This window comes from Polaromonas sp. JS666 (assembly GCF_000013865.1).
Lineage (GTDB): Bacteria > Pseudomonadota > Gammaproteobacteria > Burkholderiales > Burkholderiaceae_C > Polaromonas.
The window spans coordinates 4934192-4958211 of the sequence record NC_007948.1 but is presented as its reverse complement, the minus strand read 5'-3'; the positions used below and the strand labels follow the sequence as shown (position 1 = coordinate 4958211).

The following is a 24020-nucleotide window of genomic DNA, read 5'->3' as shown; positions in this document are numbered from 1 at the left end:
TTATGGCCACGGCTGCCAGTTTGTCGCTGGCACAGGCACCGGGCGCGGCGACTGGCAGCTTGCCGTCTCTGGGTGACAACTCCGAGCTGTCGGCCGCTGCGGAGCGCCGCATCGGGGACCGCATCGCCGTCAGCATTTACCGTGATCCGGACTATCTCGATGACCCGGTGCTCGGGGATTACCTGCAGCACATCTGGCAGCCCCTGATGGCCGCCGCGCGGGCGCGTGGCGAGCTCAATGCCGAACTGGATGAGCGTTTTGCCTGGGAGGTTTTTCTGGTCCGCGACCGAAGCGTCAACGCCTTTGCCTTGCCTGGGGGTTACTTTGGCGTGCATCTGGGTTTGATTGGCGCGGTGGGAAGCGCGGACGAACTCGCCGCTGTCCTGGCCCATGAGCTCAGCCATGTCACACAGCGGCATATCTCCCGATTGATGACGCAACAGAACCGGCAGGCTCCGTGGATGATTGCCGCCATGGTTCTGGGGGCCCTGGCCGCCAGCAAGAACCCCAACGCTGCCAGTGCGGCCATCGTCGGTGGACAGGCTGTCGCAGTGCAGAACCAGCTCAACTTTTCCCGGGACATGGAGCGGGAAGCCGATCGGGTGGGTTTTGGTGTCATGACTGATGCCGGCTTTGCAAGCCGTGGCGTGGCGAGCATGTTTGAGAAGCTGCAGCAGGCCTCGCAGTTGAACGACAACGGGTCTTTTCCCTATTTGCGGTCACACCCGCTGACCACCGAGCGAATAGCCGAAGCACAGTCCCGCCTGCAGCTGGACGCCAGGGCAAGCGCCAAGCCCTCCAGGCAAAGCGAGTCCGACGCCGGCAAGGCGCGTGTGTTGCATGCCATGATGGCCCTGCGCGCCCGAATCCTGGCGGGCCCGGGGGTCGATGCGCTGCGTGCCATGGTGGCCGAAGCCCAGCGGCGACCTACCTCGTTGCCGCTGCTGGAGTCCCCCGCCACGGCGGCGAACATTCGCGATGCGGGCGCCCTGTATGGCGGTGCATTGGCGGCGGCCCAGCTGCGTGATTTTGCAGGTGCGCGAACCTTTCTGGCCCGGCTCAAACCTGCCGTTGCCGAAATCCCGCCCGCCAGCCATGCGCTGGACTTGCTGTCCATCGAGATTGATCTGCTGGCGGGGATGGTGCCGCCCTCGGCATCATCCTTTGACATGGCCAAGGCTACCGCGCGGGCCGATGTGCTGACCCAGGGTCGGGCGTTGATGGCCGCTCGACGGGCGCGAGAGGTGTCTGGCAGGCTGCAAACCTGGGTAGCCAGCCATCCGAAAGATGCGGCGGCCTGGCAATTGCTCGCCGCGGCCTACGGTAACCAGAACCAGACAGTCCGTTCGATTCGCGCGGAAGCGGAAAGCCGGGCGGCGCAGCTTGATTACGCGGCGGCTCTGGATCGCCTGAAGGCCGCGCAGGCATTCATGCGCAGCAACCCGGCCAGCGCCGATTACGTGGAAGGCTCGATCATCGACTCCCGTGCCCGCCAGATCGAGCTAGTCCTTAAAGAGCAGGCGCTCCAGGACAAAGTCGATCGCTAGTTGCAGCACTGAATAAATCAGGGAGCCTATCAGTGCGGCACCAAAACCCTTGACGTTCAGGCCGCTGACCAGACTGGCGGCGGCCCAGAACATGAGCGCATTCACGATGAACAGAAAGAGGCCGAGCGTCACCACCGTCACGGGCAGGGTCAACAACACCAGAACAGGACGCACCACCATGTTCAGTGCGCCGAGGACGGCCGCCGCAATCAGCGCCCCGGTGAAGCTGGTCACCACCACGCCGGAATAAAGATAAGCTACCGCCAGCAAGGCGACAGCGCTGCAAAGCCAGTTGATGATGAGTTTCATCGCTCGAGAATACCACTTGCAAAGAGGCTTCCTGCTCCCGTCCCGGGGGGCAACTCCCCGGGGTTGATCGAGCCTGGGAACTGGCCGCGGGCGTTCGACAGGGGCTTCGATCTTTCGACGGATACGCCCCGGAGGACGGTAAACCCGGACCGACGGGGGCGAGTGCCTTCAGCCGGGCTTCTCCCAGAAAAAAGCCCCCTTACGGGGGCCGTGCATCATATGAAGCGAGAGGCGCGGGAGCCTTGCTTAATGCTCAATCTGTCGCAACCAGCAGCCCTGCGCTTGCCAGCGCTGCGGCATAGCCCAGCACGCCGTGGTGTTCCTGGGCCTGCTCGGTCGTGACGGGTTGCAGGTCCTGGCCAAATTTGGGTCGGCGGGCGTCCAGCACACGTGCAACGCCATGTTCCTTGATCAAGGCTTCCGTCTGGGTGGTCAATGTGGTCTGGGCCATCCGTGTCACCACGGTATTGCCCTCTTTTTGCAGGAGAGGCACCAGTTGCGCAAATACTTTCGCCGCCCATTTGCCGCGCCAACTCTCCCGCGCACTGTGTGTTACCCATTTGCTGGCATGGTGCGTCACGCGCGGTGCGCAGGCCACCAGAATCCAGCGGGTCGGACTGCGCGCGTTGCCCTCTGGCAGCATGGGTTGCAGCATGTGCAGGGCATAGCCGGCATCGTCAATATAAACAATGATGTTGTCCATAAAGTTCTCCTTCAGTTATCGTGGTTATAGAAGCTTCGCTGGGTGAAACAAAAAGCCCTGGACCTCCCAGTGGCCTTCGGTGATGCCTTTCACTTTCAATGTGCAATCAGGTCTTTCTCGTTTGCATAGTGTTCGGACTTGTTGCGTCGGGTGGCCCTCCAGCCCGCGCCCAGCACACCCGCTACAGCGAACGCATAGGTAACCCATTGAGCTGCGGTGTGCAGGGTCTCGGCAGACGGCAAAGCACTCGGGCCGCCGTAGATCGGGTCAAGCAGTTGTTCGCCGATGATCATGTTGGCTGCGGTAATCGCCAGAACGGCCGCCCCGAGGTTGATGATGATGGGGAAACGCGACACCAGTTTGAGCACCATCGTGCTGCCGAAAACCACGATAGGCACGCTCACCAGCAGGCCGATGATGACCAGGTCAAAGGCACCGTGCGCGGCGCCGGCCACACCCAGAACGTTGTCAATACCCATCAGGGCGTCGGCCACGACGATGGTTTTCATCGCGCCCCAGAATGTGGTCGCGACAGGGCCCTGGTGTTCTCCGCCGCCCTCGTCAGCCAGCAGCTTGTAGGCGATCCACAGCAGGCCCAGGCCGCCCACCAGCATCAGGCCGGGGATCTTGAGCAGCCACACGACGCCCACCGTCATGGCGGAGCGCACCACGATGGCCCCGACCGTACCCCAGACAATCGCTCTTTTCTGAAGGTTGGGTGGCAGATTGCGAGCGGCCAGCGCAATCACGATGGCGTTATCGCCGGCAAGCACCAGGTCAATGAGAATGATCGCCAGCAGGGCCGACCACCAGGGGGCTGTAAATAGTTCCAATTTTCACACTCCATATCAAGTTCGGACATGGAAATCCGACGCGCGGATTTCCGGCTTCGTTCAAACCGGACAGGTATGTGAGTGGTGCGGATAGGGTTATGCCGCAAACGCCTCGATCAAACCTGTACAGGTTTCAATCGAAGGTCTGGCTCGATATGCAGTGTCGCTGCATACCCAGCAAGCCGGAAGTGCGAACTTCGGAATGACGACTTGCTGTTAGCGATTTTGCTGTGGTGTCTGTTATCGAATATGTCAGCAAAACGAGGGAGTTACTCCCCTTCTTAAGGCGATTGGACAATAAAAAAAGATTTTTGGCAAGCCCCAGCCTTATCCAACGAGGAATGAGGTGTTTTGTCTGTGGCTGATAATGAACAGCTCGGCCTCGCTCGTAGCCCACCAGGCAGAAGCAGCCTTCGTTTTTTCTTCTTTCTTCATGCCCGGCATCCACATCACTGACATCGAAGCCGCCATCAACTACTGGCGTGACAAAAAGCCATCACCCGATGGCGTGACGCTGGCGCCTGAGCTGCGCGCGCTGGCCGAGGTTTATGCCCTGATGGTTTTCTACCATGAGGATGAGGCCGACGAAAAGAGCTTTCCGCCAAAAGCGCAGGCAGCCTGGCGCACCTGGTATGACACCACGGCCGATACGCCCTGCATCGCGATCTGTTCGACCAGCCAGGGCGACTCGCTGTGCAAGGGATGTGGCCGGACCTTCGAGGAAGTGCAGCGCTGGCCTGAGATGACACCGGCCGAAAAACGCAGCACCTGGAGGCGCATTACGCTGGAAGCCACGGCGTGGCGCTTTGGCCGTTATGCGGACCGGGCGCTTGAAAAAGAGGTGGCACCCGTGCCGGAAAAGGGCTGAACCTTTGTATGATTTCGGCGCTTTTCCCCCTGAAGGATGAAGAGGGGTAGCTATCAAGTTCATAGCAAAACGGGGTACACTGGCGCATGCTCCGGTTGACCCGTGCTCCCAATATTGCAATTGCCGCGCTGTGGGCTGACGCCCTGCAGCAGGCGGGTGTGGCTGCCAGTGTGCAGCGTTACTACCTGGGTGGCGTCGCCGGTGAGCTGCCGCCCGACCAGTGCCTGCCCGAGGTGTGGCTCACCCATGATGAGGATGAGCCCCGGGCACGCGAGTTGCTGCACACCCTGCAAAATCTGCCGCAGCGGCGCTGGCTGTGCGCCTGCGGGGAAACCGTCGAAGGCGGGTTCGAGCAGTGCTGGCATTGCGGTGCAGCCATGCCGGTTTAGCGCTGCCGCTGCAGCAGCGACAACAACGACAAGGGGCGTTAAACCCGTCTGGCCAGGGTGGCAGCCAGGCCGACGTAGCTGGCCGGTGTCATGGCCAGCAGGCGCTGTTTTTCTGCATCAGGAATTTGCAGGGACCGGATCAGGGCATGCAGGTCTTCAGCCTTGACGGTTTTACCGCGCGTTACTTCCTTGAGCTTTTCGTAGGCGCCCTGCACGCCGTAGCGGCGCATGACGGTCTGTATCGGTTCGGCCAGCACCTCCCACGAGCTGTCCAGGTCCTCCTGCAGCGCTTCCCGGTTGAGTTCCAGCTTGCCCAGCCCCACGCCCAGTGAGTTGTAGGCCAGCACGGCGTAACCCAGCGCCACGCCCATGTTGCGCAGCACGGTCGAGTCGGTCAGGTCGCGCTGCCAGCGGGACACCGGCAGCTTTTCGCTCAGGTGCCTGAGCAGCGCATTGGCCAGGCCCAGGTTGCCTTCGGCGTTTTCAAAGTCGATAGGGTTCACCTTGTGCGGCATGGTGGAGGAGCCGATTTCGCCCTCCTTGAGGCGCTGCTTGAAATAGCCCACGCTCACATAACCCCAGACGTCCCGCGCAAAGTCGATCAGGATGGTGTTGGTGCGGGCGACGGCGTCAAACAGCTCGGCCATGTAGTCATGCGGCTCGATCTGGATGCTGTAGGGCTGGAAGGTCAGGCCCAGGCCCAGTGGCTCGGGCGTTTCAATCACGTTGCGGCTGAAGGCTTCCCAGTCAAAGTCGGGCCAGGCCGACAGATGGGCGTTGTAGTTGCCTACGGCGCCGTTCATTTTGGCCATCAGCCTGATGCCGGCGATTTTCTCGCGCGCCGCCTGCAGGCGCACCACCACGTTGGCGATTTCCTTGCCTACCGTGGTCGGACTGGCGGTCTGGCCGTGGGTGCGGCTGAGCATGGGCTCCGCCGCGTAGGTGTGCGCCATCTTGCGCATCTGCGCAATCACCTTGTCCAGGGCCGGCAGCAGTACCAGCTCGCGGCTGCTTTTGAGCTGCAGCGCATGGCTGGTGTTGTTGATGTCTTCGCTGGTGCAGGCGAAATGCACAAACTCACCGGCCGCCTGCAATTCCGGCCGCGCTTCGAATTTGGACTTGATCCAGTACTCCACGGCCTTGACGTCGTGGTTGGTGGTTTTTTCAATCTCCTTGATGGCCACCGCATCGTTTTCCGAGAAATTCTTGACGAGGCCCAGCAGGTAAGTGCGCGCCCCGGGGCTGAGCGGCTTGAATTCGGCAAACTTCGCGTCCGAAAGGGCGATGAACCAGGCCACTTCCACCTGGACCCGGCGGTGCATATAGCCTTGCTCGGACATCAGGGGACGTAACTGGCTGAGTTTGCCGGCGTAGCGGCCGTCCAGCGGAGACAAGGCGTTGATGGTAGAAAAGCTCATGCCGCAATTGTAGGCTGGTCGCCCGGGGAATGGCCCGGTCGCGCGGTGGCAGCGGGGGTGCCCAAAACCTGGCAGATTTGCTCGCCTTCGGGCCGTGTCGGCCGGAGCGGGTGCTTACTCGATAGAATGGCTTTTCCACGCACCACGATTTACACACGCTATGAAACTCATCGGATCCGCCACCAGCCCCTACGTACGCAAGGTACGTATCGTGATGGCTGAGAAAAAGCTCGACTACCAGATGGTGCTGGAAGATGTCTGGGCGGCCAATACCACCATCACCGCCTCGAACCCGCTGGGCAAGGTGCCCTGCCTGGTCATGGAGGGCGGCGAGGCCGTGTTTGATTCCCGCGTGATTGTCGAATACCTGGATACCCTCTCACCCGTGGGCAAGCTCATTCCCACCCAGGGCCGCGAGCGTGCCGAGGTCAAAACCTGGGAAGCCCTGGCCGACGGCCTGGTGGATGCGGCCATCCTGGCCCGGCTGGAGGCCACCTGGGCAGGCCGCAGCGCCCATGAGCGCAGCGACGCGTGGATACAGCGGCAGATGGGCAAAATCGAGGCCGCCCTCAAGGCCATGAGCACGGGGCTTGGCGAGAAGGCTTTTTGCAGTGGCATCCATTTCAGCCTGTCGGATGTCGCGGTGGGCTGTGCGCTGGGCTATCTGGATCTGCGGTTTGCCCAGGTGAACTGGCGCGAGAGCTATCCCAATCTGGCCAAATTGCAGGAAAAACTGGTTCTACGTCCCAGCTTCACGGAAACCCAGCCGGGCTGAAATTCCACCTGAATCTGACAGAAGCCCGGCCTCCCGGGCTTTTTTTCGCCTCGTGCAACACGGCTCCCGGGGAAATCCGGCGACGGTCACCCGCGCTCACTGCCGGGCGCGTTGCTTCAGCCGGCGCATCAGGCCGCCGATCCAGGGCAGCTTTTCATAAAGCTCCTAGGAGGCATCCCAATAGTCCCGGTGAAAATCAATCAGGCCGCTGGCCATGAACTTCAGGTGCGAACCGCCGCAAACAGGTTTGATGAGGTTGGGGGAGGTGTGCTCGTTAAACACCAGAAAACCGGTGTCCACCCCATGGCTCGCAGGACGGAGGCGCTGCTCATGCCGGCGCCCGGAAGATAAAAATGCTGCGAAGCGCCCCGGTGCGAACGAGGGAGGGAGGGAGGAGGAGGGGCGCACCGGGATTGCAGGCGGACCAGATCGATCCGGAAGGCTTCGCAACAGTGAAACTGTTATTTTGCTGGCGCTGCTGGGAGTTCCAGACTGCACTTACCTGTGTAAGAGGACGCCAGTGCACCGGTAGTTCCCGGCCGGGGGAGGTTCCGCCTGGTAAATTTTTGTTAACGAAATGGCGCCTGGCCGCACGCCGCGGCCCGCGTAAAGCCGGGCAGGGCGAATTCCGCGCTGCAGGCGGGACATCCGCAGAAAGGCGGGGGCAGGGGGTGGGGGGCAACAAAGTCTGCGCATTCCCCCATCATAAGGGTTAAATTACCACATAGTCAAAATTGAGACCAGATGGTAATTTTTATGTCAGGGTTGACCGACCCAAGGGCTCAGGGGCGGGCCAGCTGCTTTTCGATTTCTTTGACGAACTGGCGGCTTCCTGGGGCGGTCAGGGAGTTGAAGCTGGCGACACTGGTGCCGTCCCGCGCAATCACATACTTGTAAAAGTTCCAGCGTGGTGTGGTGCCGGTTTTGGCGGCCAGCTGCCTGAAAAGGGGGTTGGCGTCCTTGCCGCTGACGCTGGTTTTGGCGAACATCGGGAATTTCACGCCGAAGGTGTTTTCGCAAAAGTCGGCAATCTCCTTGTTGCTGCCGGTTTCCTGCGAAAAGTCGTTGGAGGGAAAGCCCAGGACCACCAGCCCACGGTCCTTGTATTTCGCATAAAGCTCTTCCAGGCCCTGGTATTGGGACGTAAAACCGCAAAAGCTGGCGGTATTGACCGCCACCACGACCTTGCCCTGGTACTGGCAAAGCGATTGCGGTTTTTCATCCTGCAGTCGCAGGAAGTTGTGCTGCAACAGGCCTGGGCAGGCCGACGCGTCTGCGGCAACGGATCCGGCAACCGATGCCGACGGAGCCGGCGCTGCCGAGTTCGCGGCGATTGTCGAGAGCGCAAGGCCGGTCAGCAGGGCAATTCGCGGCAGTGGCCGGGAGAGGGGAGTCCACAGGTTGTGCATGCCAGAAATTCCTTTGGAGTCAAACAATTATGGCGCTATTGGCGTTCGCGGTAGCCATCCAGCACGGCTCGCACCTGGCACATGCCGTCGGGGTACGCGGCGGTTGACCCGCCAGATTCAGGGCGTCTTCAAATGAAAGGTCTTTTGACAGCAAATAGCCCGCCATCCGGCCGGAAATCATCCCGATTTGCTGCCAAATGGCCGGTAAGTCACTACTTGTCACATTCGCCGCCTAAAATCGCGGGATACCGGATGCAAGAGACATCCAGGGCAGATTTGTCTGCGTATTCGCTGGCCAAGGAGTTCACATGCTTTACCCTGAACTGTTCAAACAACTCGAATCCGTCCGCTGGGACATGGACAAAGACATTCCCTGGGCCAGCTTCGACGCCTCCAAACTGTCCGATGAGCAGGCCCAGACCATCAAGATGAATGCCATCACCGAATGGGCGGCCTTGCCCGCCACGGAGATGTTCCTGCGGGACAACAAGGACGACAGTGATTTTTCCGCTTTCATGTCGATCTGGTTCTTTGAGGAGCAAAAGCACTCGCTGGTGCTGATGGAATACCTGAAGCGATTTCGGCCCGACCTGGCCCCCACCGAAGAGGAGCTGCATGAGGTGCGTTTCGAGTTCGAGCCGGCGCCCGCGCTGGAAACCCTGATGCTGCATTTTTGCGGCGAGATTCGCCTGAACCACTGGTACCGCCGGGCCAGCGAGTGGCACACCGAGCCGGTCATCAAGCAGATTTACACCCAGCTCAGCCAGGATGAAGCGCGCCATGGCGGCGCTTACCTGCGCTACATGAAACGCGCTATCAACAATTTCGGCAACGAAGCCAAGGCAGCCTTTACCAAGGTAGGCGTGCTGATGGCCAGTGCCCGCCGGACGGCGCAGGCCCTGCACCCGACCAACCTGCATGTCAACAAAAGCCTGTTTCCGCGCGACACCATCCAGAGCCGCCTGCCCAACCCCGAATGGCTGGAGCACTGGCTCGACACACAGATCAAGTTTGACGCGGTGTGGGAGGGCAAGGTGGTCGAGCGCATCCTGCACAACCTGAGCCTGCTGATGAACCAGAGCTTCAAGAGCGTCCAGGAGCTGAACCGCTACCGCAAGGAAATCGGCAAGGAACTGGCTGCCGTCATCACGCCGGACGGCAAGCCGCAACCAGTGTGAGCCAGCCTGCCTTTCTGGACAAAATCGTTTCGCGCCAGGATGCCGCGGCCCGGGTGGCCATGCTGCCCCGGCCGGTCGTGTTCACCAATGGCGTGTTCGACGTGCTGCACCGCGGTCACGCCACTTACCTGGCGCGCGCCCGCGAACTGGGCGGCAGCCTGGTGCTGGCGCTCAATACCGATGCCTCGGCCAAACGCCTGGGCAAAGGCCCCGACCGCCCCCTGAACAACGAAGAAGACCGCGCGGTCATGATGGCGGCGCTCGAATCGGTCAGCCTGGTGACCTGGTTTGACGAAGACACGCCGCTGGAGCTGATCACCGAACTCCAGCCCGACCTGCTGGTCAAGGGCGGCGACTACGACATGGACACGCTGGCCGAAACCGCCGTGGTGAAAGCCTACGGCGGCAAGGCCCTGGCAATTCCTTTTGTGGATGGCTACTCCACGACGGCCCTGGTCAAGAAAATCCGGTCAGCCCCCTGACCGGATACTACACCTTGATCAGTCGGCGGATGGAAAGATGGCGCTCCAGAGCTGCTGTATGGCAGCGCGCTCGGCCTGCAGCGCAGGCGGCGTGACCTGCGTCGGTTCCTCGTTGAGGCGGGCGCGGTGCTGGATGCGCCTGAGCTCGCGGTAGGCACTGGCGGCGCGCTGGCCCACACCCGGCGGCAGCAGGCCGGCGGCTTCCGCCCGCTGCAACAGGGCGATGTTGCCGACGTTGTCAATCAGTTCCGGGTGCCGCGCAGATTCGGAGAGCACCAGAAACTGCACCGCAAATTCGGCGTCGACCATGCCGCTGGCGCTGTGCTTGACGTCGAATTTGTCTTTCTTGACCGGATGCGCGGCGCGCACTTTCTCGCGCATGGCCATGATTTCATGGCGCAAGGCATGGGCGTCACGCGGTGCGGTGATCACCGCCTCGCGAACCTGGTCGAAGCGCTGGCGCAGGGAGCGCGCCGCGCTGGGCCGCCCCGAGCAAGCGGGCGCCCCCTCGGGGGGCAGCGCAGCACACGCAGTGGCAGGCGTGGGGGGCATCGAACGCAGCGAAGGGCCGCCCCGAGCAAGTTCAGCCCCCTCGGGGGGCAGCGCATTACACGAAGTGAAAAGCGTGGGGGCCATATCCCCCAGCACAAAACGGGCACGTGTCATGGCCTGGTGTTCCCAGGTCCAGGCGGTGTTGCTGCCGCGCTGCTGCTGGTACCTGGCATAGGCTTCAAAGCTGGTGACCAGCAGCCCCGAGTTGCCGTTGGGGCGCAGGGCGGTGTCGATCTCGAACAGGTCACCCTCTGCGGTCTTGATGGTCAGCCAGTTGATCAGTTTGCGCACAAACGCGGCATAGACCTCGGGCGCCTGCTCGGCCTCATCTTCGTAGACAAACACAATGTCCAGGTCGCTGCCATAGCCGAGCTCCTTGCCGCCCAGCTTGCCGTAGGCAATGATGGCAAACTGCGGCGTTTCGCGGTGCCTGTTCTTGAGGCGCTGCCAGCACCAGTCCGCCGTGACTGCCAGCACGGCCTCGGCCAGCGCGCTTAAATCGTCGGCCACCTGCTCGACCGTGAGCACCCCTTCCACATCGCGTGCCAGCGTGCGGAAAACCTCGGCATGGTGGGCGCGGCGCAGCAGGTTCAGGCAGGTTTCCTCATCGTCTTCGCCGGTGCGCCTGAGCGCGGCCAGCCGCTGCTGCAACTCCTGCATGAAGGCCGTGCTGTCGAAGCGCTCGTGCAGCAGCGCATCGCTGGCCAGCTCGTCAATCACGCCCGGGTGCCGCAGCAGGTAGCGGGCGGGCCATTTGGCGGCACCCAGCAGCCGCAGCAGGCGCTCATGCACCGCCGGGCGCTCCAGCAGCAGCGCAAGATAGCTTTCCCGCCGGAGCAGGGGCTCTATCCAGTCGATGATGCGGATGGCGGCTTCCTCCGTCACGCTGCCTTCGCGCAGCCACAGCGCGGTGCGCTGCACCAGGCGCACCAGGCGGGCACGTGACTCCTCGCGCAAGGCCAGCACCCTGGGGTGCTGGCGCCACAGCGCCAGACGGGCGCGAAACTGTTCCGGCCACTGCTCTGACAGCTGCTCAAGCAGTTCGTCGAGCTGCTGCGGCGCTGACCCGTTGGTTCCGGCCGCCTTGCCGCAGCCCTTGCAGTCGGGCTTGCCGCCCAGCAATTTGTCAAACTCCCCGGCAACCAGCTCGCGGTGGGCATCCAGTTCGCTGAGAAACGGGCAGCAGTTGCTGTAACCCAGGGTGTGCGCAATCCAGCCCAGATCGTCGTCGCGGGTCGGCAGGACGTGGGTTTGCTGGTCGTCCAGATACTGGATGCGGTGCTCGACGCGGCGCAGGAAGTCATACGCCCGCGCCAGCGCATCGGCCGTCTCCTGGGGCATCAGACCGGCGCGTGCGACGCGCTGCAGCGCGTCGACGGTGGGACGGGTGCGTAGTTCGGGGAACTGCCCGCCCCGCACGACCTGCAGCAGCTGCACGGTAAATTCAATTTCACGGATGCCGCCGCGCGATATCTTCACATCGTTGGCGCGCTCGGGGTGGCCGGCGCAGCGCTTGGCCGCGTGCTCGCGAATCTGCCGGTGCAGGATGCGCAGCGCATCAAACACGTTGTAGTCCAGGTAGCGCCGGAAGACAAAAGGCAACACGGAACCGCGCAGGGCCTGCGCCGAGCCGCTCTGGATGCATTCCAGGGGCGCGACCACCCGGCTTTTGAGCCAGGCAAAGCGTTCCCATTCGCGCCCCTGGGCCTGGAAATATTCTTCCAGCGCGCTGAGCGAGACGGCCGCCGGCCCGGAATTGCCATTGGGCCGCAGTGCCAGATCCACGCGGAACACGAAGCCATGTTCGGTGGCATCGCCGATCAGGCCGAAGACGGCCTTCACCTGGCGCGCAAAATATTCGTGGTTCGATATCTGGCCGCGGCCGTCGCTGCGGCCGCTTGTTTCGCCGTCCTGGTCATACACGTAAATCAGGTCGATGTCGCTGGAGACATTGAGCTCCCGCGCTCCCAGCTTGCCCATGCCCACCACCCACATGTGGGCGCGGCCGCCTTCGGGGGTTTGCGGCGCACCGTGCAGGGCGTCCAGCATGTCGGCGGAGTCCCGCATGGCCACGTCGAGCGCCAGTTCTGCCAGTTCGGTCATGGCCCGGGTCACGACGTGCAGCGCAACGCCGGGGGTACTCGCGGTGGCAACGGCCGCCAGCGCCGGGCCGCCCCAAGCAAGGCCAGCCCCCTCGGGGGGCAGCGAACCACACACAGTGGGGAGCGTGGGGGCCATCTGACCATCGCAGTCGAGCACCACCAGCCTTTCCATCACCAGTTGCCGCAGCACGCGCAGTGCCGCGCCGGTCTCCAGGCCGCTGGCCAGCAGCGCATCCAGGGCGACCTGCATGGTGGAACGCACCGGGGCGCCGTCGGGCAGCAGGTGCATCTGCTCTGCGTAGCGGCGGCGAATGCGCTGGACAAATCGGGAATAAGCCGAGGCTGGCGACTCGGGGTCGGCGGGGGTTTCCGGGCGGGCGGTTGAAGCGACGGTCATCACACTAGTTCACAAAACTTCATGGTCTTCCACCGCGCTGCCGGGCGAACCATGGCACCGGCGGTCATAATTCTCATGTCAATGGAGTCCACCATACCCAGCCCGTCCGCCCCGCCAGTCTTGTCGTCCCGACGCCTGCGATGGATCGCTCTGTTCACGCGCTTCTCGCTGTGGCTGGTCGCGTCGGCCTGGCTGCTCTTTGGCCTGAGCTGGTTGGTGTTGCATGGCTGGATTGTGCCGCGAATTGGAGAATTCCGTCCGCGGCTGGAACTAGAGGCCAGCAAGGCGCTGGGGGTGCCCGTGCGGATTGGCCAGATCACGGCCCACTCGCAGGGGATGATTCCCTCGTTTGAACTTCAGGGCGTGGCGCTGCTGGATGCGCAGGGGCGCGAGGCCTTGCGGCTGCCGCGCCTGCTGGGAACCCTGTCGCCGACTTCCCTGCTGGGGCTGGGTTTCGAGCAGCTATACATCGACAAGCCCGAGCTGGAGATCCTGCGCACTGCCGACGGCAAGATCTACGTGGGCGGGCTGGACGTCTCCCGCGATCAGACGGCCGGCAATCGTGCCATGGCCGACTGGTTTTTCTCCCAGACCGAGTTCGTCATACGGGGTGGCACCGTGCGCTGGACCGACGAATTGCGCCAGGCCCCGCCGCTGGCCCTGACGCAGGTGGACTGGGTCATGAAAAACGCCCGGCACCGGCATCTGATGCGGCTGGACGCCACGCCGCCCGCCGGGTGGGGCGACCGCTTTACCCTTCGGGGCATCTTCCGGCAGTCACTGTTGTCGCGCGACGCGGGCGACTTCAGTGCCTGGGCGGGGCAGCTGTATGCCGAGTCCGGCCGGGTCGACCTCTCGCGCATCAAGCAGTATGCAGGCCTCGAATCGATAGGCCTGGATCTGACACGGGGTCACGGTGCCCTTCGTGCCTGGGCCGAGGTCAGCAAGGGGCAGATCACCGGCGGAACGGCCGATGTGGCCCTGCAGGACGTGGATGCCCGGCTGGGGCGCAAGCTTGAGCCCCTGGCATTCGACTCGGTGGCCGGGCGCTTTGGCGGCAGGCAGCGGGTCAACGGCTTTGATTTCAACACCGAGGGCCTGCGCTTTCGCACCCGGGACGGCGTGCAGTGGCCGGGCGGCAACATGGCGCTGGTGCATACCGGCGCAGAAGCGGGGGCGCCAGCGCATAGCCAGCTCAAGGCCGACAAGCTTGACCTGGCCGCGCTGGCCCAGATTGCCAACCGTCTGCCGCTGGACAGCGCAACGCATGCGCTCATCGCGTCTTTTGCGCCGCGGGGACTGGTTGAAGCGGTGGAAGCCCGTTGGCAGGGGCCGCTGGAGGCGCCCGTCAGCTTTGCCGCGAGAGGCCGCGTGACAGGGCTGAGCCTTGACGCCTTGCCGGCAGCCGCTGGGCCGGCAGGCGGCGCGCTGTCGCCGGTGCCGGGCCGGCCCGGCATCAGTGGCGCAGCCGTCGACTTCGACCTGACGCACGAGGGTGGGCAGGCCCGGGTGAAAATACTCCAGGGCGCGCTGGACCTGCCGGGCGTATTTGAGGAGTCGCTGGTGCAGCTGGACCAGCTGTCGGTGGATTCCCAGTGGAAATTCTCAGGCCCGAAAATCGACGTGCAATTGCGCAACCTGCAGTTTGCCAATGCGGATGCACAGGGCGAAGCGCAAGTCCATTGGCATACCGGCGATGCGGCACCGCGCGCGGCAGCCGCGGGGACAGCGACTGGCACCGACCACCGGTTTCCGGGCGTACTGGATCTGCAGGGCAGCCTGAGCCGCGGCGACGGCGCGCGGGTCCATCGGTATTTGCCGCTGGTGCTGTCCGCGCCGGTGCGGCACTATGTGCGGGATGCCGTGGTGCAGGGCCAGGTCAGCGATGTCAAATTCAAGGTCCGGGGGCCGGTCAATCACCTGCCGTTCGCCAACCCCGCCCAGGGAGACTTCCGGGTGTCCGCCAAGGTGCGCAATGGGCACTTTGCCTATGTACCGAAATCCCTGCAGGGGCCGAACGCGCCCGCCTGGCCGGCGCTCACCGAGCTCAATGGCGAACTGGTTTTCAACCGGGCGGCGCTGGAGGTGAACGGCGCTACCGGCCGGGTGGCCGGCCTGCCGGGCCTGCAACTGGTCAAGGGCGCGGCGCGGATTCCTGACCTGATGAAAGACGCCATGGTCGAAGTGGCAATCGATCTCAAGGGGGCCCTGTCCGACGCGCTGGGCTTTGTCAACACCTCACCCGTGGGGGACATGACGGACCAGGCGCTGGCCAAGGCCACGGGAACCGGCGTGGGCGACTACCGCTTCCGCCTGAGTCTGCCCATCAATTCGATCGACAAGTCGCGGGTAGAGGGCACCGTCATCCTGCCTGGCAATGACGTGCAGTTCTCGCCGGCCACGCCCCTGCTGACGAAACTCCGGGGCTCGGTGACCGTGAGCGAACGCGGTTTCGCGGTGACGGGAGCCCAGGCTCGCCTGCTGGGCGGCGACATCCGCTTCGACGGTGGCACGCGGGGCGGCGCACGTCCTGTTGCGGGTAGTGCCGAGGCCGAAAGCGGTGCGATCTTCAAGGCCCAGGGCACGCTCTCGGCCGAGGGGCTGCGGCAGGCGCATGACCTGGGTTTTGTCTCACGCCTGGCGGAAAATGCCAGTGGCGCAACGGCTTATTCCGCCTCACTGGGTTTCAGGCGAGGCGTCGCCGAGGTCGCGGTCTCCAGCAATCTTCAGGGCCTGGCCCTGAATTTGCCGGCACCTCTGGGCAAAACAGCCGATGCCGAGTTGCCACTGCGTTTTGAAAATGTCCTGCTGCGCGATTCCCTGAACCCGGGGCAAAAGCTGCAGGACCAGCTGTCAGTCACTATCGGGCGGCTCGCGTCCATCAGCTATGTTCGCGACGTGAGTGGCGCTGAACCCCGCGTGATACGCGGCGCCATCGGTGTGGGGCTGGACGCCGGTGAAACGGCTCCCCTGCCGGACACCGGCGTGCTGGCCAACATCAGCCTGGCCCGGGTCGATCTCGATGCCTGGCAGAAAATCCTTGTCAGCTCAGCGAGTGGCGGCGAGGCGGCGACTCCACCCACATCTACATCCACACCCACATCAGCCACAGGGACCGCCAATCAGGCTATCGGAAGTACCGGCCAGGCTTACCTGCCCACCGTGATGGCGATACGCGCCAGGGAGCTGCTGGTGGAAGGCCGCAAGCTGAACAATGTGGTGGTGGGCGGGTCGCGCGAAGGCCTGACCTGGCGCGCCAATATCGATGCGTCCGAGCTCAATGGCTATGTCGAATACCGCCAGCCTGGCGGGGGTGGCCCGGGTCGTGTCTTTGCGAGGCTGGCGCGGCTGAGCCTGGCGCCGGGCACGGCCAGCGACGTGGAGGCCATCCTGAATGAGCAGCCGGCCAACATCCCGGCGCTGGATATCGTGGTGGAGGATCTGGAGCTGCGCGGCAAGAAGCTGGGACGGGTTGAAATTGATGCGGTCAACCGGGGAGCCTCCGCCGCAGTCCGCGACGGCACCCGTGAGTGGCGTTTGAACAAGTTCAATGTGACCCTGCCCGAAGCCGTGTTCACGGCGACAGGCAACTGGGCGGCGGTGAGCGCACCGGCCGGCACCGCGCCGACTGCGGCAGGCGCGCCGCGCGCCGCGCGGGCCAGCGCGGAGCGTCGCCGCACGGTGATGAACTTCCGGCTGGACATTGCCGATTCGGGTGAGTTGCTCAAGCGCTTTGGCATGGGTGAAGTGATACGCCGCGGCAAGGGCAAGCTGGAAGGCCAGGTAGCCTGGATAGGCTCGCCGCTGAGCTTTGACTATCCGAGCATGAGCGGGCAGTTCAACGTGAATGTCGAATCGGGGCAGTTTGTCAAGGCGGATCCGGGCATCGCCAAGCTGCTGGGCGTGCTGAGCCTGCAGGCCCTGCCCCGGCGCCTGACGCTGGATTTCCGCGATGTCTTCTCCGAAGGTTTTGCCTTTGATTTTGTCCGCGGCGACGTCAATATCAACCAGGGACTGGCCCACACCAACAACCTGCAGATGAGTGGCGTGAATGCCGCAGTGCTGATGGAGGGCAGCGCCGACATCGCCCGCGAGACGCAGGACATCAAGGTGGTCGTCGTGCCTGAACTCAACGCCGGGACGGCCTCGCTGATCGCCACGGCCATCAATCCGGCCATAGGCCTGGGCAGCTTCCTGGCACAGATGTTCCTGCGCCGTCCCCTGATGCAGGCCGCCACCCAGGAATTCCACATCCACGGCACCTGGTCCGATCCCAAAATCACCAAGCTTGAACGCAAGGCCGCGGCGGACAGCAAGGCTGGCGACACCTCCACGGAGACCCGCTGATCATGAAAGTCGCAGCCATCCAGATGGTTTCAGGCGTCCAGCTGCAGGACAACCTGGACATGGCCGGTCAGTTGCTGGGCCAGGCCGCCGCACAGGGCGCCGAACTGGCGGTTCTGCCCGAATACTTCTGCATTATGGGCTTGAAGGACACCGACAAGCTCCAGGTTCAGGAGACCGCCGGCCAGGGGCTGATCCAGGATTTCCTGAGCCACTCTGCGCGCGAACTCGGCATGTGGATCGTCGGCGGCACGCTTCCGATGGCGACCACCGATCCGCGCCGTGCCCGCAACTGCTCACTGGCTTACGCCCCCTCGGGGGAATGCGTGGCGCGCTACGACAAGATCCACCTGTTCCGTTTTGCACACGGCAAGGAAGACTACGACGAAACCCGCGTCCTCGAGCCGGGCACTGCCCCGGTCCGTTTTGAGCTGGCCTCGCGGGACGGCCATGCCTACACCATTGGCATGAGCGTTTGCTACGACCTGCGGTTTCCGGAGCTGTACCGCGCGCTGAAGGCGGATGTGCTGCTGGTGCCCAGTGCGTTCACCTACACCACCGGGCAGGCGCACTGGGAGGTGCTGCTGCGCGCGCGCGCGATCGAGAATCAGGCTTATGTGGTGGCTGCGGCGCAGGGCGGCACGCACGACAACGGCCGCCAAACCTGGGGCCACAGCATGGTGGTCGACCCGTGGGGCCAGGTTCTGGCCCAGCATGCCGAGGGCGCGGCCGTGGTGATGGCCGAGGTTCTCCGCGCCGGCCTGGAGGGCGTGCGCAGCCGCTTGCCCGCCTTGCGCCACGGCGTGTTGTGAAAGCGGCTGGCGTGAAATTTCCTCTTCTGAACGGTGTCAGCTGGGCCAGCCGGCGCTGGTCGCTCTGGGCCCTGCTGCTGGCGCTGGTGGTGACGCTGCTGGCGATTCTTGTCTGGCTGTCGGGCCGCTACGAGTCCAGCATGGTGCAAAGCCGGCTGGAGCACGATGCGGGAGAGACCGTCACGGACATCCGTTCGGGGCTGACCCGCAACATCCAGACGTTCCAGGCCTTGCAGTCCACGGAGCGCCCGCCCGCCGCCTGGCATGCACCCGCCGCCGAGCTGCTGCGCGAGCATCGCGAGATCATGCGGCTGGAGTGGCGCAGCGAGACGCTGGAGGTGCTGGGATTTGTCGAGACGCCCTACCGGTCCTCGGTGTTTGAGCGCCTGGGTCGTCACGGCATGGAGGCCGATGTCAACCTGACCTGCACCACGGCTCGCCGCCTGAGCGGGTCGGCCTATTCCACCAGTTACTTCATGCCGCAAAACGATGGCCTGGGTCTGGAAGTCATGGACATGTGCTTGCCGATTGTGGCGGCGGGCCGACTGATGGGCTATGTGGTGGCCACCTATTCCCTGCAGGACATTCTGGGCGAACTGGTGGGCAAACAGCTGGCCCGCGGCGTCGGCCTCTCGTTCACGGAGGCCGATGGCACGCGCCTGGCGCTGCATGGCGTGGTGTCGCGCGGCAGCCGGGTTTACGTCGCCCAGCAATTGCTCGACCTGCCGGGCAACACGCTGGTCGTCAGGATGGAAAGCCGGCTCGGCACCCCCGCGCTGTTCCCCAATGTGCTGACGGCGCTGGTCACAGCCATGTCGGTGGCCTTGCTGGCCGTGCTGTTCCTGCTGGCCCGCGACATGCGGCGGCGCCTCAAGGTGGAGCACGACCTGGGCGAGGCCCTGGCCTTTCGCAAGGCCATGGAAGACTCGGTCCTGACGGGCCTGCGGGCGCGGGACCTGCAGGGGCGCATCACTTACGTCAATCCGGCGTTCTGCAAGATGGTGGGGGTGGATGCCAAGGACCTGCTCAACCAGAGCGTCCCTGCGCCCTACTGGCCGCCCGAGCTCGCAGCCATGTACCAGCAGCGCCAGGAAATCCGCCTGTCCGGCAGCAACCTGCCGCGTGAGGGCCATGAGTCCGTGTTCATGCGGCAGGACGGCACACGGTTTCCGGTGCTCATCATGGAGGCGCCGCTGATCAACGCGGTCGGCAAGCACACCGGCTGGATGAGCGCCATTCTGGATGTCAGCGAACAGCGCCGCATTGAAGAGCTCTCGCGCGCCAGCCAGGACCGCCTGCAGGCCACGGCGAGGCTGGCGATGGTGGGAGAGATGGCATCGCTGCTCAGCCACGAACTCAACCAGCCGCTGGCGGCCATTTCGAGCTATGCCACCGGCTCGCTCAACCTGCTGCAGGGCGAAATGGCGCCTGCCGCGACGTCTTCCCCGGGCGGGCCGGATGCAGGCCCGACGGCACCGCCCCTGTCCGAAGACCTGCAACTGGCGATGCGGCGCATTGCCGAGCAGGCCGAACGGGCCGGCAAGGTGATCAAGAGCGTGCACGATTTTGTCCGGCGGCGCGACCAGGTACGCGAAGCCGTGGAGCCGCGGGCCTTGCTGGACGCCATCATGCCGCTCGTCAGCCTGCAGGCCCGCAAGCTGGGCGTGCGCGTGGTGATCGAGGTGGACGCGGCCTGCGAGCCGGTGCTGTGCGACCGCACCATGGTCGAGCAGGTGCTGCTCAACCTGTCGCGCAATGGCATGCAGGCCATGCAGGCCATGCAGGGTATAGACGAAACGCAGGCGCCCAACCAGCAGGCCAGAGTGCTCACCTTGCGTATCCGGCCGGCAGCCTCCAATGCGCACAGCCGCTGGGTTGAATTTGCGGTGATTGACCGCGGTGAGGGCATTCCCCGTGAGGTGGCGGACCAGCTTTTCACGCCCTTCTTCACGACCAAGGAGGAAGGCATGGGCCTGGGCCTGAGCCTGTGCCGCACGGTGATAGAGCAGCATGGCGGATTCCTGGGATTTGAAGCAGCGCAGCCGCGTGGCACGATTTTCAGTTTCACCTTGCCGGTGGCGCTGGCGCGGGATGGCCATGCCGATGTCGATGCCGCTGGTACCGCCAAGGAAATGGCCTAGAGTACGCACCATGGAACCCATTCAAAATGCCACGGTTTATATCGTCGACGATGACGCCAGCGTACGCGATGCGCTGGCCTGGCTGTTGCGGTCGCGTCGTCTGCCCAGTGAGACCTTCGACAGCGCCGAGGCCTTCGATGCGCGGGTGTCGCAGCAGTTTGAGGTGAAGTCGCCTTCCTGCGTCCTGCTGGACGTGCGGATGGCGGGCCTGAGTGGTCTGGCCATGTTTGAGAAACTGATTGGCTACGGCCTGCTGCCGACCCTGCCGGTGATTTTCCTGACGGGCCATGCGGATGTGCCGACGGCCGTCGATGCGGTCAAGCGTGGCGCCTTTGATTTCTGCGAGAAGCCGTTTTCGGACAACGCACTCGTCGACCGCATCGAGCAGGCGCTCAAGTTTTCCGCGGCGGCGCTGGCCCAGCACAGCGAATCGATCAGCCGGCAGGCGCGGCTGGACGGGCTGACCGACCGCGAGCGGGATGTGATGCGGCTGGTGGTGGGCGGCCTGCCCAACAAGCTGGTGGCCGACCAGCTCGACATCAGTGTGCGGACGGTGGAAGTTCACCGTGCCCGCGTTTTTGACAAAATGGGAGTCAAGTCGGCGGTAGAGCTTGCGAACCTGCTACGAAACCTGTAGCGGGTTGGGTTTATTCCTTGTCGGCGCCGGCGTCTGATGCAGGGGGCACCGAATCGGCTTTCAGTTCGCCATTTTTTCGGCCTGAAAACATCGTCCACCACACAATGAACACCAGCAGCAGCAACGCCCCCAGGGCTTCGAGCAAAAGTAGGGCCATGACATTTCCTTGGATTGCAAACACCGTTTCGCGGGAGCCGGTGCGATTCAGGTCAATTATCGCCACAGCCGCCGCCATCATCATGCTGCTGGCGTCCTGTGCCAGTCCGCCCTACCGCACGCCGCCGCCCTCATCGCCCTCGCCCATGCCACCGGCCGCAGCGCCTGCCACTTCGGCTGCGGGGCCCCGTCCGGGTGATACCGGGGCGTTGCCGGAGCCCATGGTGCAGGGCAAAAGCCGCTGGGTTGCCGTTCGCTGGGCGGACCTGCCGGGGTTTGACGAGGACGCGCTGTTCGAGGCCTGGAACGCCTGGCTCAAAAGCTGCGAGCGGCCGGGGCCGGCATTTGCCCCGCTGTGCGGCGAGGTGCGGCGCCTGAGCATTGCCCGGGCCGAAGACCAGCGTGCCTGGATGGTCGCTCGATTGCAGCCTTACCGGGTCGAAACACTTCAGGGCGGTGCCGAAGGTTTGCTGACCAGTTATTACGAACCGGTGCTCAAGGCCAGCCGTCAGCCGGGCAGTGGTTACGAGGTGCCCTTGTACCGGGTGCCGGCGTCGCTGGGCAGCCGCAAGCCCTGGTTCTCGCGGCATGAAATCGATACGCTGCCGGAGGCCCGTGTTGCCCTGAGGGGCCGGGAAATTGCCTGGCTGGCAGATCCGATCGAGGCGATGTCGCTGCACATCCAGGGCTCGGGCCGGTTGAACATCACGGAAGCGGATGGTTCGCAGCGGGTCGTGCGGGTGGCGTATGCCGGATCCAACGAGCAACCCTTTCGCAGCGTAACCCAATGGCTCCAGGATCAGGGCGAGGGCCGGATGACGGCGCCCTGGATGGAGTCCACCAAGGCGTGGGCGGCGCGAAATCCGCAGCGCGTGCAGCAGATGCTGTGGAGCAATCCGCGCTACACGTTTTTCCAGGAGCAGCCCCTGAGCGATCTGGACGCCGCATTCGGGCCGAAGGGCGCCCAGGGTGTGGCGTTGACGGCGGGCCGCTCGATTGCAGTCGATCCGGGCAGCATTCCTTATGGCACACCGGTGTGGCTGGCGTCCCGCGGTAGCGCGGCCCAGTTGCAGAAGCTGGTGTTTGCGCAAGATACCGGGAGTGCCATCGTGGGCGCGGTGCGCGCCGACTATTTTGCGGGGACCGGCGCCGAAGCCGGCGAATTGGCCGCGCGGTTCAACCAGCCGCTGCGGCTTTGGGTGCTCTGGCCAAAATAGCCAGAATGGTCAAACAGGCCAAAGAGTTGCCACGCCGGACACACACAGAGGACAGGGGGCACAGGATGCGCATCATGAACAAGCGTGCAGGCAGGCGGATCGCGGGGCTGATGGTGGTGGCTGGGCTGTCCGTGCTGGCGGCCTGCGCGGGGCAGGGCTGGCAGTCGCCGGTGCCGCTGTACCGCTGCGAGCAAGGCATTGAGTTCACGGCCCGGTTCATCGACGACACGGCGGTGCTGGATGGCACGCGCGGCTATGACGTGCTGTACCGTGATGCCGGTGGCCAGAGTCCGCAGCAGACGGTCTACAGCAACCCGCGAATGCGGGCCGAGTTCGGGTTGGGCGCCAGCGGGCGCGAGGCCGTGCTGCGCTATCCGCTGTTGCCGCTGGCCGCGCGCTGTGTGCGGGATTGAGCCCCAGGGCGCTTGACGTGGGGCGCCTAGCGCACGGAGATCCGCACCTCGACTGTCAGGGCCTCCTGGCCTGAAGTCTGCCCAGCGCCGGCCACGCCGCTGCTGTTGGCCGTCGCCGCATCATCCGATTGCGCCACGGTGACCCATTCACCCAGCACCAAGGCCACCGAGGTGCTGGCGGACGACGAAGACGGCACTGCCCCGGCCGTGCCAGGACGCGATTGCATGGCGGCCAGCTCAAGCTCCGCGCTGCTGCCGCCGCGCCAGACGGGCCGTGCTGAAAAGCCGCTGTTGGTGTCGATCAGCACGGTGCTTCCCACGTAGCGCAACACGCCGTTCTGCACAAAGGCCTGCGTCAGCCGCAGCGGCGTGGTGTTGCCCAGGTTGATGGCGACGGGACGGCCGTTGAGCACCAGCACCCGCTGCACCAGGTCGCGCGCGTCGCTGCGCTGGCTGCTTTGCGCGGTGATGTTGACTGTGGCGCCGGAATGGCCCGGTTGCAGCAGCACGCCGCCCTGGGCGCCCACCATGCCCTGGGCCTGGCTGCCGCCCCGTACCTGACGCACCTCGATCTGCAGGTTGCGCATCGGCAGGGGATCCGGGTTCGTGTTCGAATACCCCGCGGGCTGCGCATGCAGGGCGGGGCCCAGCAGCGTCAGGAACGCGAGGAAAAACCGCATGAGGAAGGAAAGCCGGGAAGGATGTGGGGCGTGGGTCATGGGAGTCGCGCCGTGAGTAGCGCTGCGGTGGGTTGGCGCGAGAAGGTGTCGGTTCAGGATATTTTGCTATGAAATTAGTAGCTTGTGATCCGGTCAATATAGGGGCTAACGGGTATTTTTATGATGAAGGTGCCGTGCGTGCCAGATGCCCCAGCGGCAGCGAACTGCTGGCCTTGACCTCCCCCAGCGAGAAACTGGTGTGCAGGTCTTTCACATTGGGCAGGTTGATCAGGCTCTGCAGCGCAAACTTGCTGAAAGCTTCAAGGTCCTGGGCCACCACCTGCAGCTCGAAGGTTCCGGTGCCGCTGATGTAGTGGCAGGCGATGACTTCAGGCAGTTTCTTGATGGCTTCTTCCAGTTGCCGCGTGGCGTCCCCGCTGTTGCGGTCCGCGTCCAGCCGGACAAAGGCCAGCACGCCCAAACCGATCTTGTGGCGGTTGATCTCGGCTCGATAGCCGGTGATGAACCCGGCTTCCTCCAGCGCCCGCACGCGCCGCCAGCAGGGTGCAGCCGACAGGCCGACGCGGGACGCGAGTTCGGTATTGGTCAGACGCGCCTCACGCTGCAACTCATTCAGTATGGCAATGTCAAACTTGTCTAAATGTTCCATTTATCGTAT

The 24020-nt window shown here is 64.1% G+C and carries 22 protein-coding genes; 12 read left to right on the top strand and 10 right to left on the bottom strand.

Annotation, left to right across the window (positions count from 1 at the left end):
• Window positions 1-2 precede the first annotated feature (2 nt).
• The gene (locus BPRO_RS23350; RefSeq protein ID WP_011485539.1) at window positions 3-1547 is read left to right on the top strand and encodes a M48 family metalloprotease; all 1545 of its coding nucleotides are present in this window, start codon (window positions 3-5) and stop codon (window positions 1545-1547) included.
• Here the strand turns inward: BPRO_RS23350 and BPRO_RS23345 are convergent.
• From BPRO_RS23345 to BPRO_RS23335, 3 genes are all read right to left on the bottom strand, one after another.
• Window positions 1503-1856 carry a phage holin family protein gene (locus BPRO_RS23345; RefSeq protein WP_011485538.1) on the bottom strand — a complete coding sequence of 118 codons (354 nt, stop codon included), beginning with the start codon at window positions 1854-1856 and terminating at the stop codon, window positions 1503-1505. The genes BPRO_RS23350 and BPRO_RS23345 overlap by 45 nt on opposite strands.
• Window positions 1857-2109: 253 nt before the next feature.
• A complete protein-coding gene (locus tag BPRO_RS23340) occupies window positions 2110-2559 on the bottom strand; it encodes a hypothetical protein (RefSeq protein WP_011485537.1) in 450 nt (149 codons plus the stop codon).
• 95 nt (window positions 2560-2654) lie between these two features.
• Window positions 2655-3392 (bottom strand): TerC family protein, encoded by a 738-nt coding sequence (locus BPRO_RS23335; protein ID WP_011485536.1) that lies wholly within the window; start codon window positions 3390-3392, stop codon window positions 2655-2657.
• A gap of 433 nt (window positions 3393-3825) precedes the next feature.
• On the opposite strand from BPRO_RS23335, the gene BPRO_RS23330 reads away from it, so the two are divergent.
• A complete protein-coding gene (locus BPRO_RS23330; protein WP_011485534.1) occupies window positions 3826-4260 on the top strand; it encodes a DUF3717 domain-containing protein in 435 nt (144 codons plus the stop codon).
• 86 nt (window positions 4261-4346) lie between these two features.
• Entirely contained in the window at window positions 4347-4649 is a 303-nt protein-coding gene (locus BPRO_RS23325) for a putative signal transducing protein (protein WP_011485533.1), read from the top strand.
• A gap of 38 nt (window positions 4650-4687) precedes the next feature.
• On the opposite strand, the gene purB is transcribed toward BPRO_RS23325, so the two are convergent.
• Window positions 4688-6067, bottom strand: a complete 1380-nt coding sequence (gene purB / locus BPRO_RS23320; protein ID WP_011485532.1) for an adenylosuccinate lyase — start codon at window positions 6065-6067, stop codon at window positions 4688-4690.
• 160 nt (window positions 6068-6227) lie between these two features.
• Here purB and BPRO_RS23315 point away from each other — a divergent pair, with 160 nt between their 5' ends.
• Window positions 6228-6842, top strand: coding sequence for a glutathione S-transferase family protein (locus tag BPRO_RS23315; RefSeq protein WP_011485531.1), 615 nt, complete (start codon window positions 6228-6230; stop codon window positions 6840-6842).
• A 165-nt stretch (window positions 6843-7007) separates the two neighbouring features.
• Here the strand turns inward: BPRO_RS23315 and BPRO_RS30740 are convergent, their stop codons facing one another.
• Together BPRO_RS30740 and BPRO_RS23310 are read right to left on the bottom strand one after the other, a co-directional pair.
• A complete protein-coding gene (locus tag BPRO_RS30740) occupies window positions 7008-7142 on the bottom strand; it encodes a hypothetical protein (RefSeq protein ID WP_255349054.1) in 135 nt (44 codons plus the stop codon).
• A 482-nt stretch (window positions 7143-7624) separates the two neighbouring features.
• A complete protein-coding gene (locus tag BPRO_RS23310; protein WP_011485529.1) occupies window positions 7625-8251 on the bottom strand; it encodes a glutathione peroxidase in 627 nt (208 codons plus the stop codon).
• A 308-nt stretch (window positions 8252-8559) separates the two neighbouring features.
• Between BPRO_RS23310 and BPRO_RS23305 the strand changes: the two genes are divergently transcribed.
• On the top strand, window positions 8560-9429 hold the full coding sequence (locus BPRO_RS23305) for a ferritin (protein WP_011485528.1): 870 nt from the start codon (window positions 8560-8562) through the stop codon (window positions 9427-9429).
• The gene (gene rfaE2, locus BPRO_RS23300; protein ID WP_011485527.1) at window positions 9426-9911 is read left to right on the top strand and encodes a D-glycero-beta-D-manno-heptose 1-phosphate adenylyltransferase; all 486 of its coding nucleotides are present in this window, start codon (window positions 9426-9428) and stop codon (window positions 9909-9911) included. Before BPRO_RS23305 ends, rfaE2 begins: the two co-directional genes overlap by 4 nt.
• 18 nt (window positions 9912-9929) lie before the next feature.
• Here the strand turns inward: rfaE2 and glnE are convergent, their stop codons facing one another.
• The gene (gene glnE, locus BPRO_RS23295) at window positions 9930-12962 is read right to left on the bottom strand and encodes a bifunctional [glutamate--ammonia ligase]-adenylyl-L-tyrosine phosphorylase/[glutamate--ammonia-ligase] adenylyltransferase (protein WP_011485526.1); all 3033 of its coding nucleotides are present in this window, start codon (window positions 12960-12962) and stop codon (window positions 9930-9932) included.
• Between the two features lie 81 nt (window positions 12963-13043).
• Between glnE and BPRO_RS23290 the strand changes: the two genes are divergently transcribed.
• From BPRO_RS23290 to BPRO_RS23275, 4 genes are read left to right on the top strand one after another with little or no spacing between them, the layout of a single operon-like run.
• On the top strand, window positions 13044-17309 hold the full coding sequence (locus tag BPRO_RS23290) for a YhdP family protein (RefSeq protein ID WP_041390190.1): 4266 nt from the start codon (window positions 13044-13046) through the stop codon (window positions 17307-17309).
• Window positions 17310-17311: 2 nt separating this feature from the next.
• On the top strand, window positions 17312-18118 hold the full coding sequence (locus BPRO_RS23285) for a carbon-nitrogen hydrolase family protein (protein ID WP_011485524.1): 807 nt from the start codon (window positions 17312-17314) through the stop codon (window positions 18116-18118).
• 11 nt (window positions 18119-18129) lie between these two features.
• Window positions 18130-20259 carry a two-component system sensor histidine kinase NtrB gene (locus tag BPRO_RS23280; RefSeq protein WP_011485523.1) on the top strand — a complete coding sequence of 710 codons (2130 nt, stop codon included), beginning with the start codon at window positions 18130-18132 and terminating at the stop codon, window positions 20257-20259.
• A gap of 10 nt (window positions 20260-20269) precedes the next feature.
• Window positions 20270-20896 (top strand): response regulator transcription factor, encoded by a 627-nt coding sequence (locus tag BPRO_RS23275; protein ID WP_011485522.1) that lies wholly within the window; start codon window positions 20270-20272, stop codon window positions 20894-20896.
• A gap of 10 nt (window positions 20897-20906) precedes the next feature.
• On the opposite strand, the gene BPRO_RS30195 is transcribed toward BPRO_RS23275, so the two are convergent.
• Window positions 20907-21053: a hypothetical protein gene (locus BPRO_RS30195; RefSeq protein ID WP_198140964.1), complete on the bottom strand. Its 147-nt coding sequence runs from the start codon at window positions 21051-21053 to the stop codon at window positions 20907-20909.
• Between BPRO_RS30195 and BPRO_RS23270 the strand changes: the two genes are divergently transcribed.
• Together BPRO_RS23270 and BPRO_RS23265 are read left to right on the top strand one after the other, a co-directional pair.
• A complete protein-coding gene (locus BPRO_RS23270; RefSeq protein WP_011485521.1) occupies window positions 21001-22269 on the top strand; it encodes a murein transglycosylase A in 1269 nt (422 codons plus the stop codon). The genes BPRO_RS30195 and BPRO_RS23270 overlap by 53 nt on opposite strands.
• Window positions 22270-22343: 74 nt before the next feature.
• Window positions 22344-22682, top strand: coding sequence for a hypothetical protein (locus tag BPRO_RS23265; RefSeq protein WP_041390188.1), 339 nt, complete (start codon window positions 22344-22346; stop codon window positions 22680-22682).
• Between the two features lie 26 nt (window positions 22683-22708).
• Here BPRO_RS23265 and BPRO_RS23260 read toward each other — a convergent pair whose 3' ends face one another.
• Together BPRO_RS23260 and BPRO_RS23255 are read right to left on the bottom strand one after the other, a co-directional pair.
• On the bottom strand, window positions 22709-23401 hold the full coding sequence (locus BPRO_RS23260) for a hypothetical protein (protein WP_011485519.1): 693 nt from the start codon (window positions 23399-23401) through the stop codon (window positions 22709-22711).
• A gap of 118 nt (window positions 23402-23519) precedes the next feature.
• Window positions 23520-24011 carry an Lrp/AsnC family transcriptional regulator gene (locus BPRO_RS23255; protein WP_011485518.1) on the bottom strand — a complete coding sequence of 164 codons (492 nt, stop codon included), beginning with the start codon at window positions 24009-24011 and terminating at the stop codon, window positions 23520-23522.
• Between the last annotated feature and the right edge of the window lie 9 nt (window positions 24012-24020).

What these genes read in the sequence shown, in the direction of transcription:
- BPRO_RS23315 (WP_011485531.1), top strand. Translation starts at nt 6,228, where the DNA reads ATGAAACTCATCGGATCCGCCACCAGCCCCTACGTACGCAAGGTACGT.
- BPRO_RS23310 (WP_011485529.1), bottom strand. Translation starts at nt 8,251, where the DNA reads ATGCACAACCTGTGGACTCCCCTCTCCCGGCCACTGCCGCGAATTGCC.
- BPRO_RS23265 (WP_041390188.1), top strand. Translation starts at nt 22,344, where the DNA reads ATGAACAAGCGTGCAGGCAGGCGGATCGCGGGGCTGATGGTGGTGGCT.
- purB (WP_011485532.1), bottom strand. Translation starts at nt 6,067, where the DNA reads ATGAGCTTTTCTACCATCAACGCCTTGTCTCCGCTGGACGGCCGCTAC.
- BPRO_RS23290 (WP_041390190.1), top strand. Translation starts at nt 13,044, where the DNA reads ATGGAGTCCACCATACCCAGCCCGTCCGCCCCGCCAGTCTTGTCGTCC.
- BPRO_RS23255 (WP_011485518.1), bottom strand. Translation starts at nt 24,011, where the DNA reads ATGGAACATTTAGACAAGTTTGACATTGCCATACTGAATGAGTTGCAG.
- BPRO_RS23350 (WP_011485539.1), top strand. Translation starts at nt 3, where the DNA reads ATGGCCACGGCTGCCAGTTTGTCGCTGGCACAGGCACCGGGCGCGGCG.
- BPRO_RS30195 (WP_198140964.1), bottom strand. Translation starts at nt 21,053, where the DNA reads ATGGCCCTACTTTTGCTCGAAGCCCTGGGGGCGTTGCTGCTGCTGGTG.
- BPRO_RS23285 (WP_011485524.1), top strand. Translation starts at nt 17,312, where the DNA reads ATGAAAGTCGCAGCCATCCAGATGGTTTCAGGCGTCCAGCTGCAGGAC.
- BPRO_RS23305 (WP_011485528.1), top strand. Translation starts at nt 8,560, where the DNA reads ATGCTTTACCCTGAACTGTTCAAACAACTCGAATCCGTCCGCTGGGAC.
- glnE (WP_011485526.1), bottom strand. Translation starts at nt 12,962, where the DNA reads ATGACCGTCGCTTCAACCGCCCGCCCGGAAACCCCCGCCGACCCCGAG.
- BPRO_RS23275 (WP_011485522.1), top strand. Translation starts at nt 20,270, where the DNA reads ATGGAACCCATTCAAAATGCCACGGTTTATATCGTCGACGATGACGCC.
- BPRO_RS23325 (WP_011485533.1), top strand. Translation starts at nt 4,347, where the DNA reads ATGCTCCGGTTGACCCGTGCTCCCAATATTGCAATTGCCGCGCTGTGG.
- BPRO_RS23345 (WP_011485538.1), bottom strand. Translation starts at nt 1,856, where the DNA reads ATGAAACTCATCATCAACTGGCTTTGCAGCGCTGTCGCCTTGCTGGCG.
- BPRO_RS23340 (WP_011485537.1), bottom strand. Translation starts at nt 2,559, where the DNA reads ATGGACAACATCATTGTTTATATTGACGATGCCGGCTATGCCCTGCAC.
- BPRO_RS23260 (WP_011485519.1), bottom strand. Translation starts at nt 23,401, where the DNA reads ATGACCCACGCCCCACATCCTTCCCGGCTTTCCTTCCTCATGCGGTTT.
- BPRO_RS23330 (WP_011485534.1), top strand. Translation starts at nt 3,826, where the DNA reads ATGCCCGGCATCCACATCACTGACATCGAAGCCGCCATCAACTACTGG.
- BPRO_RS23270 (WP_011485521.1), top strand. Translation starts at nt 21,001, where the DNA reads ATGAACACCAGCAGCAGCAACGCCCCCAGGGCTTCGAGCAAAAGTAGG.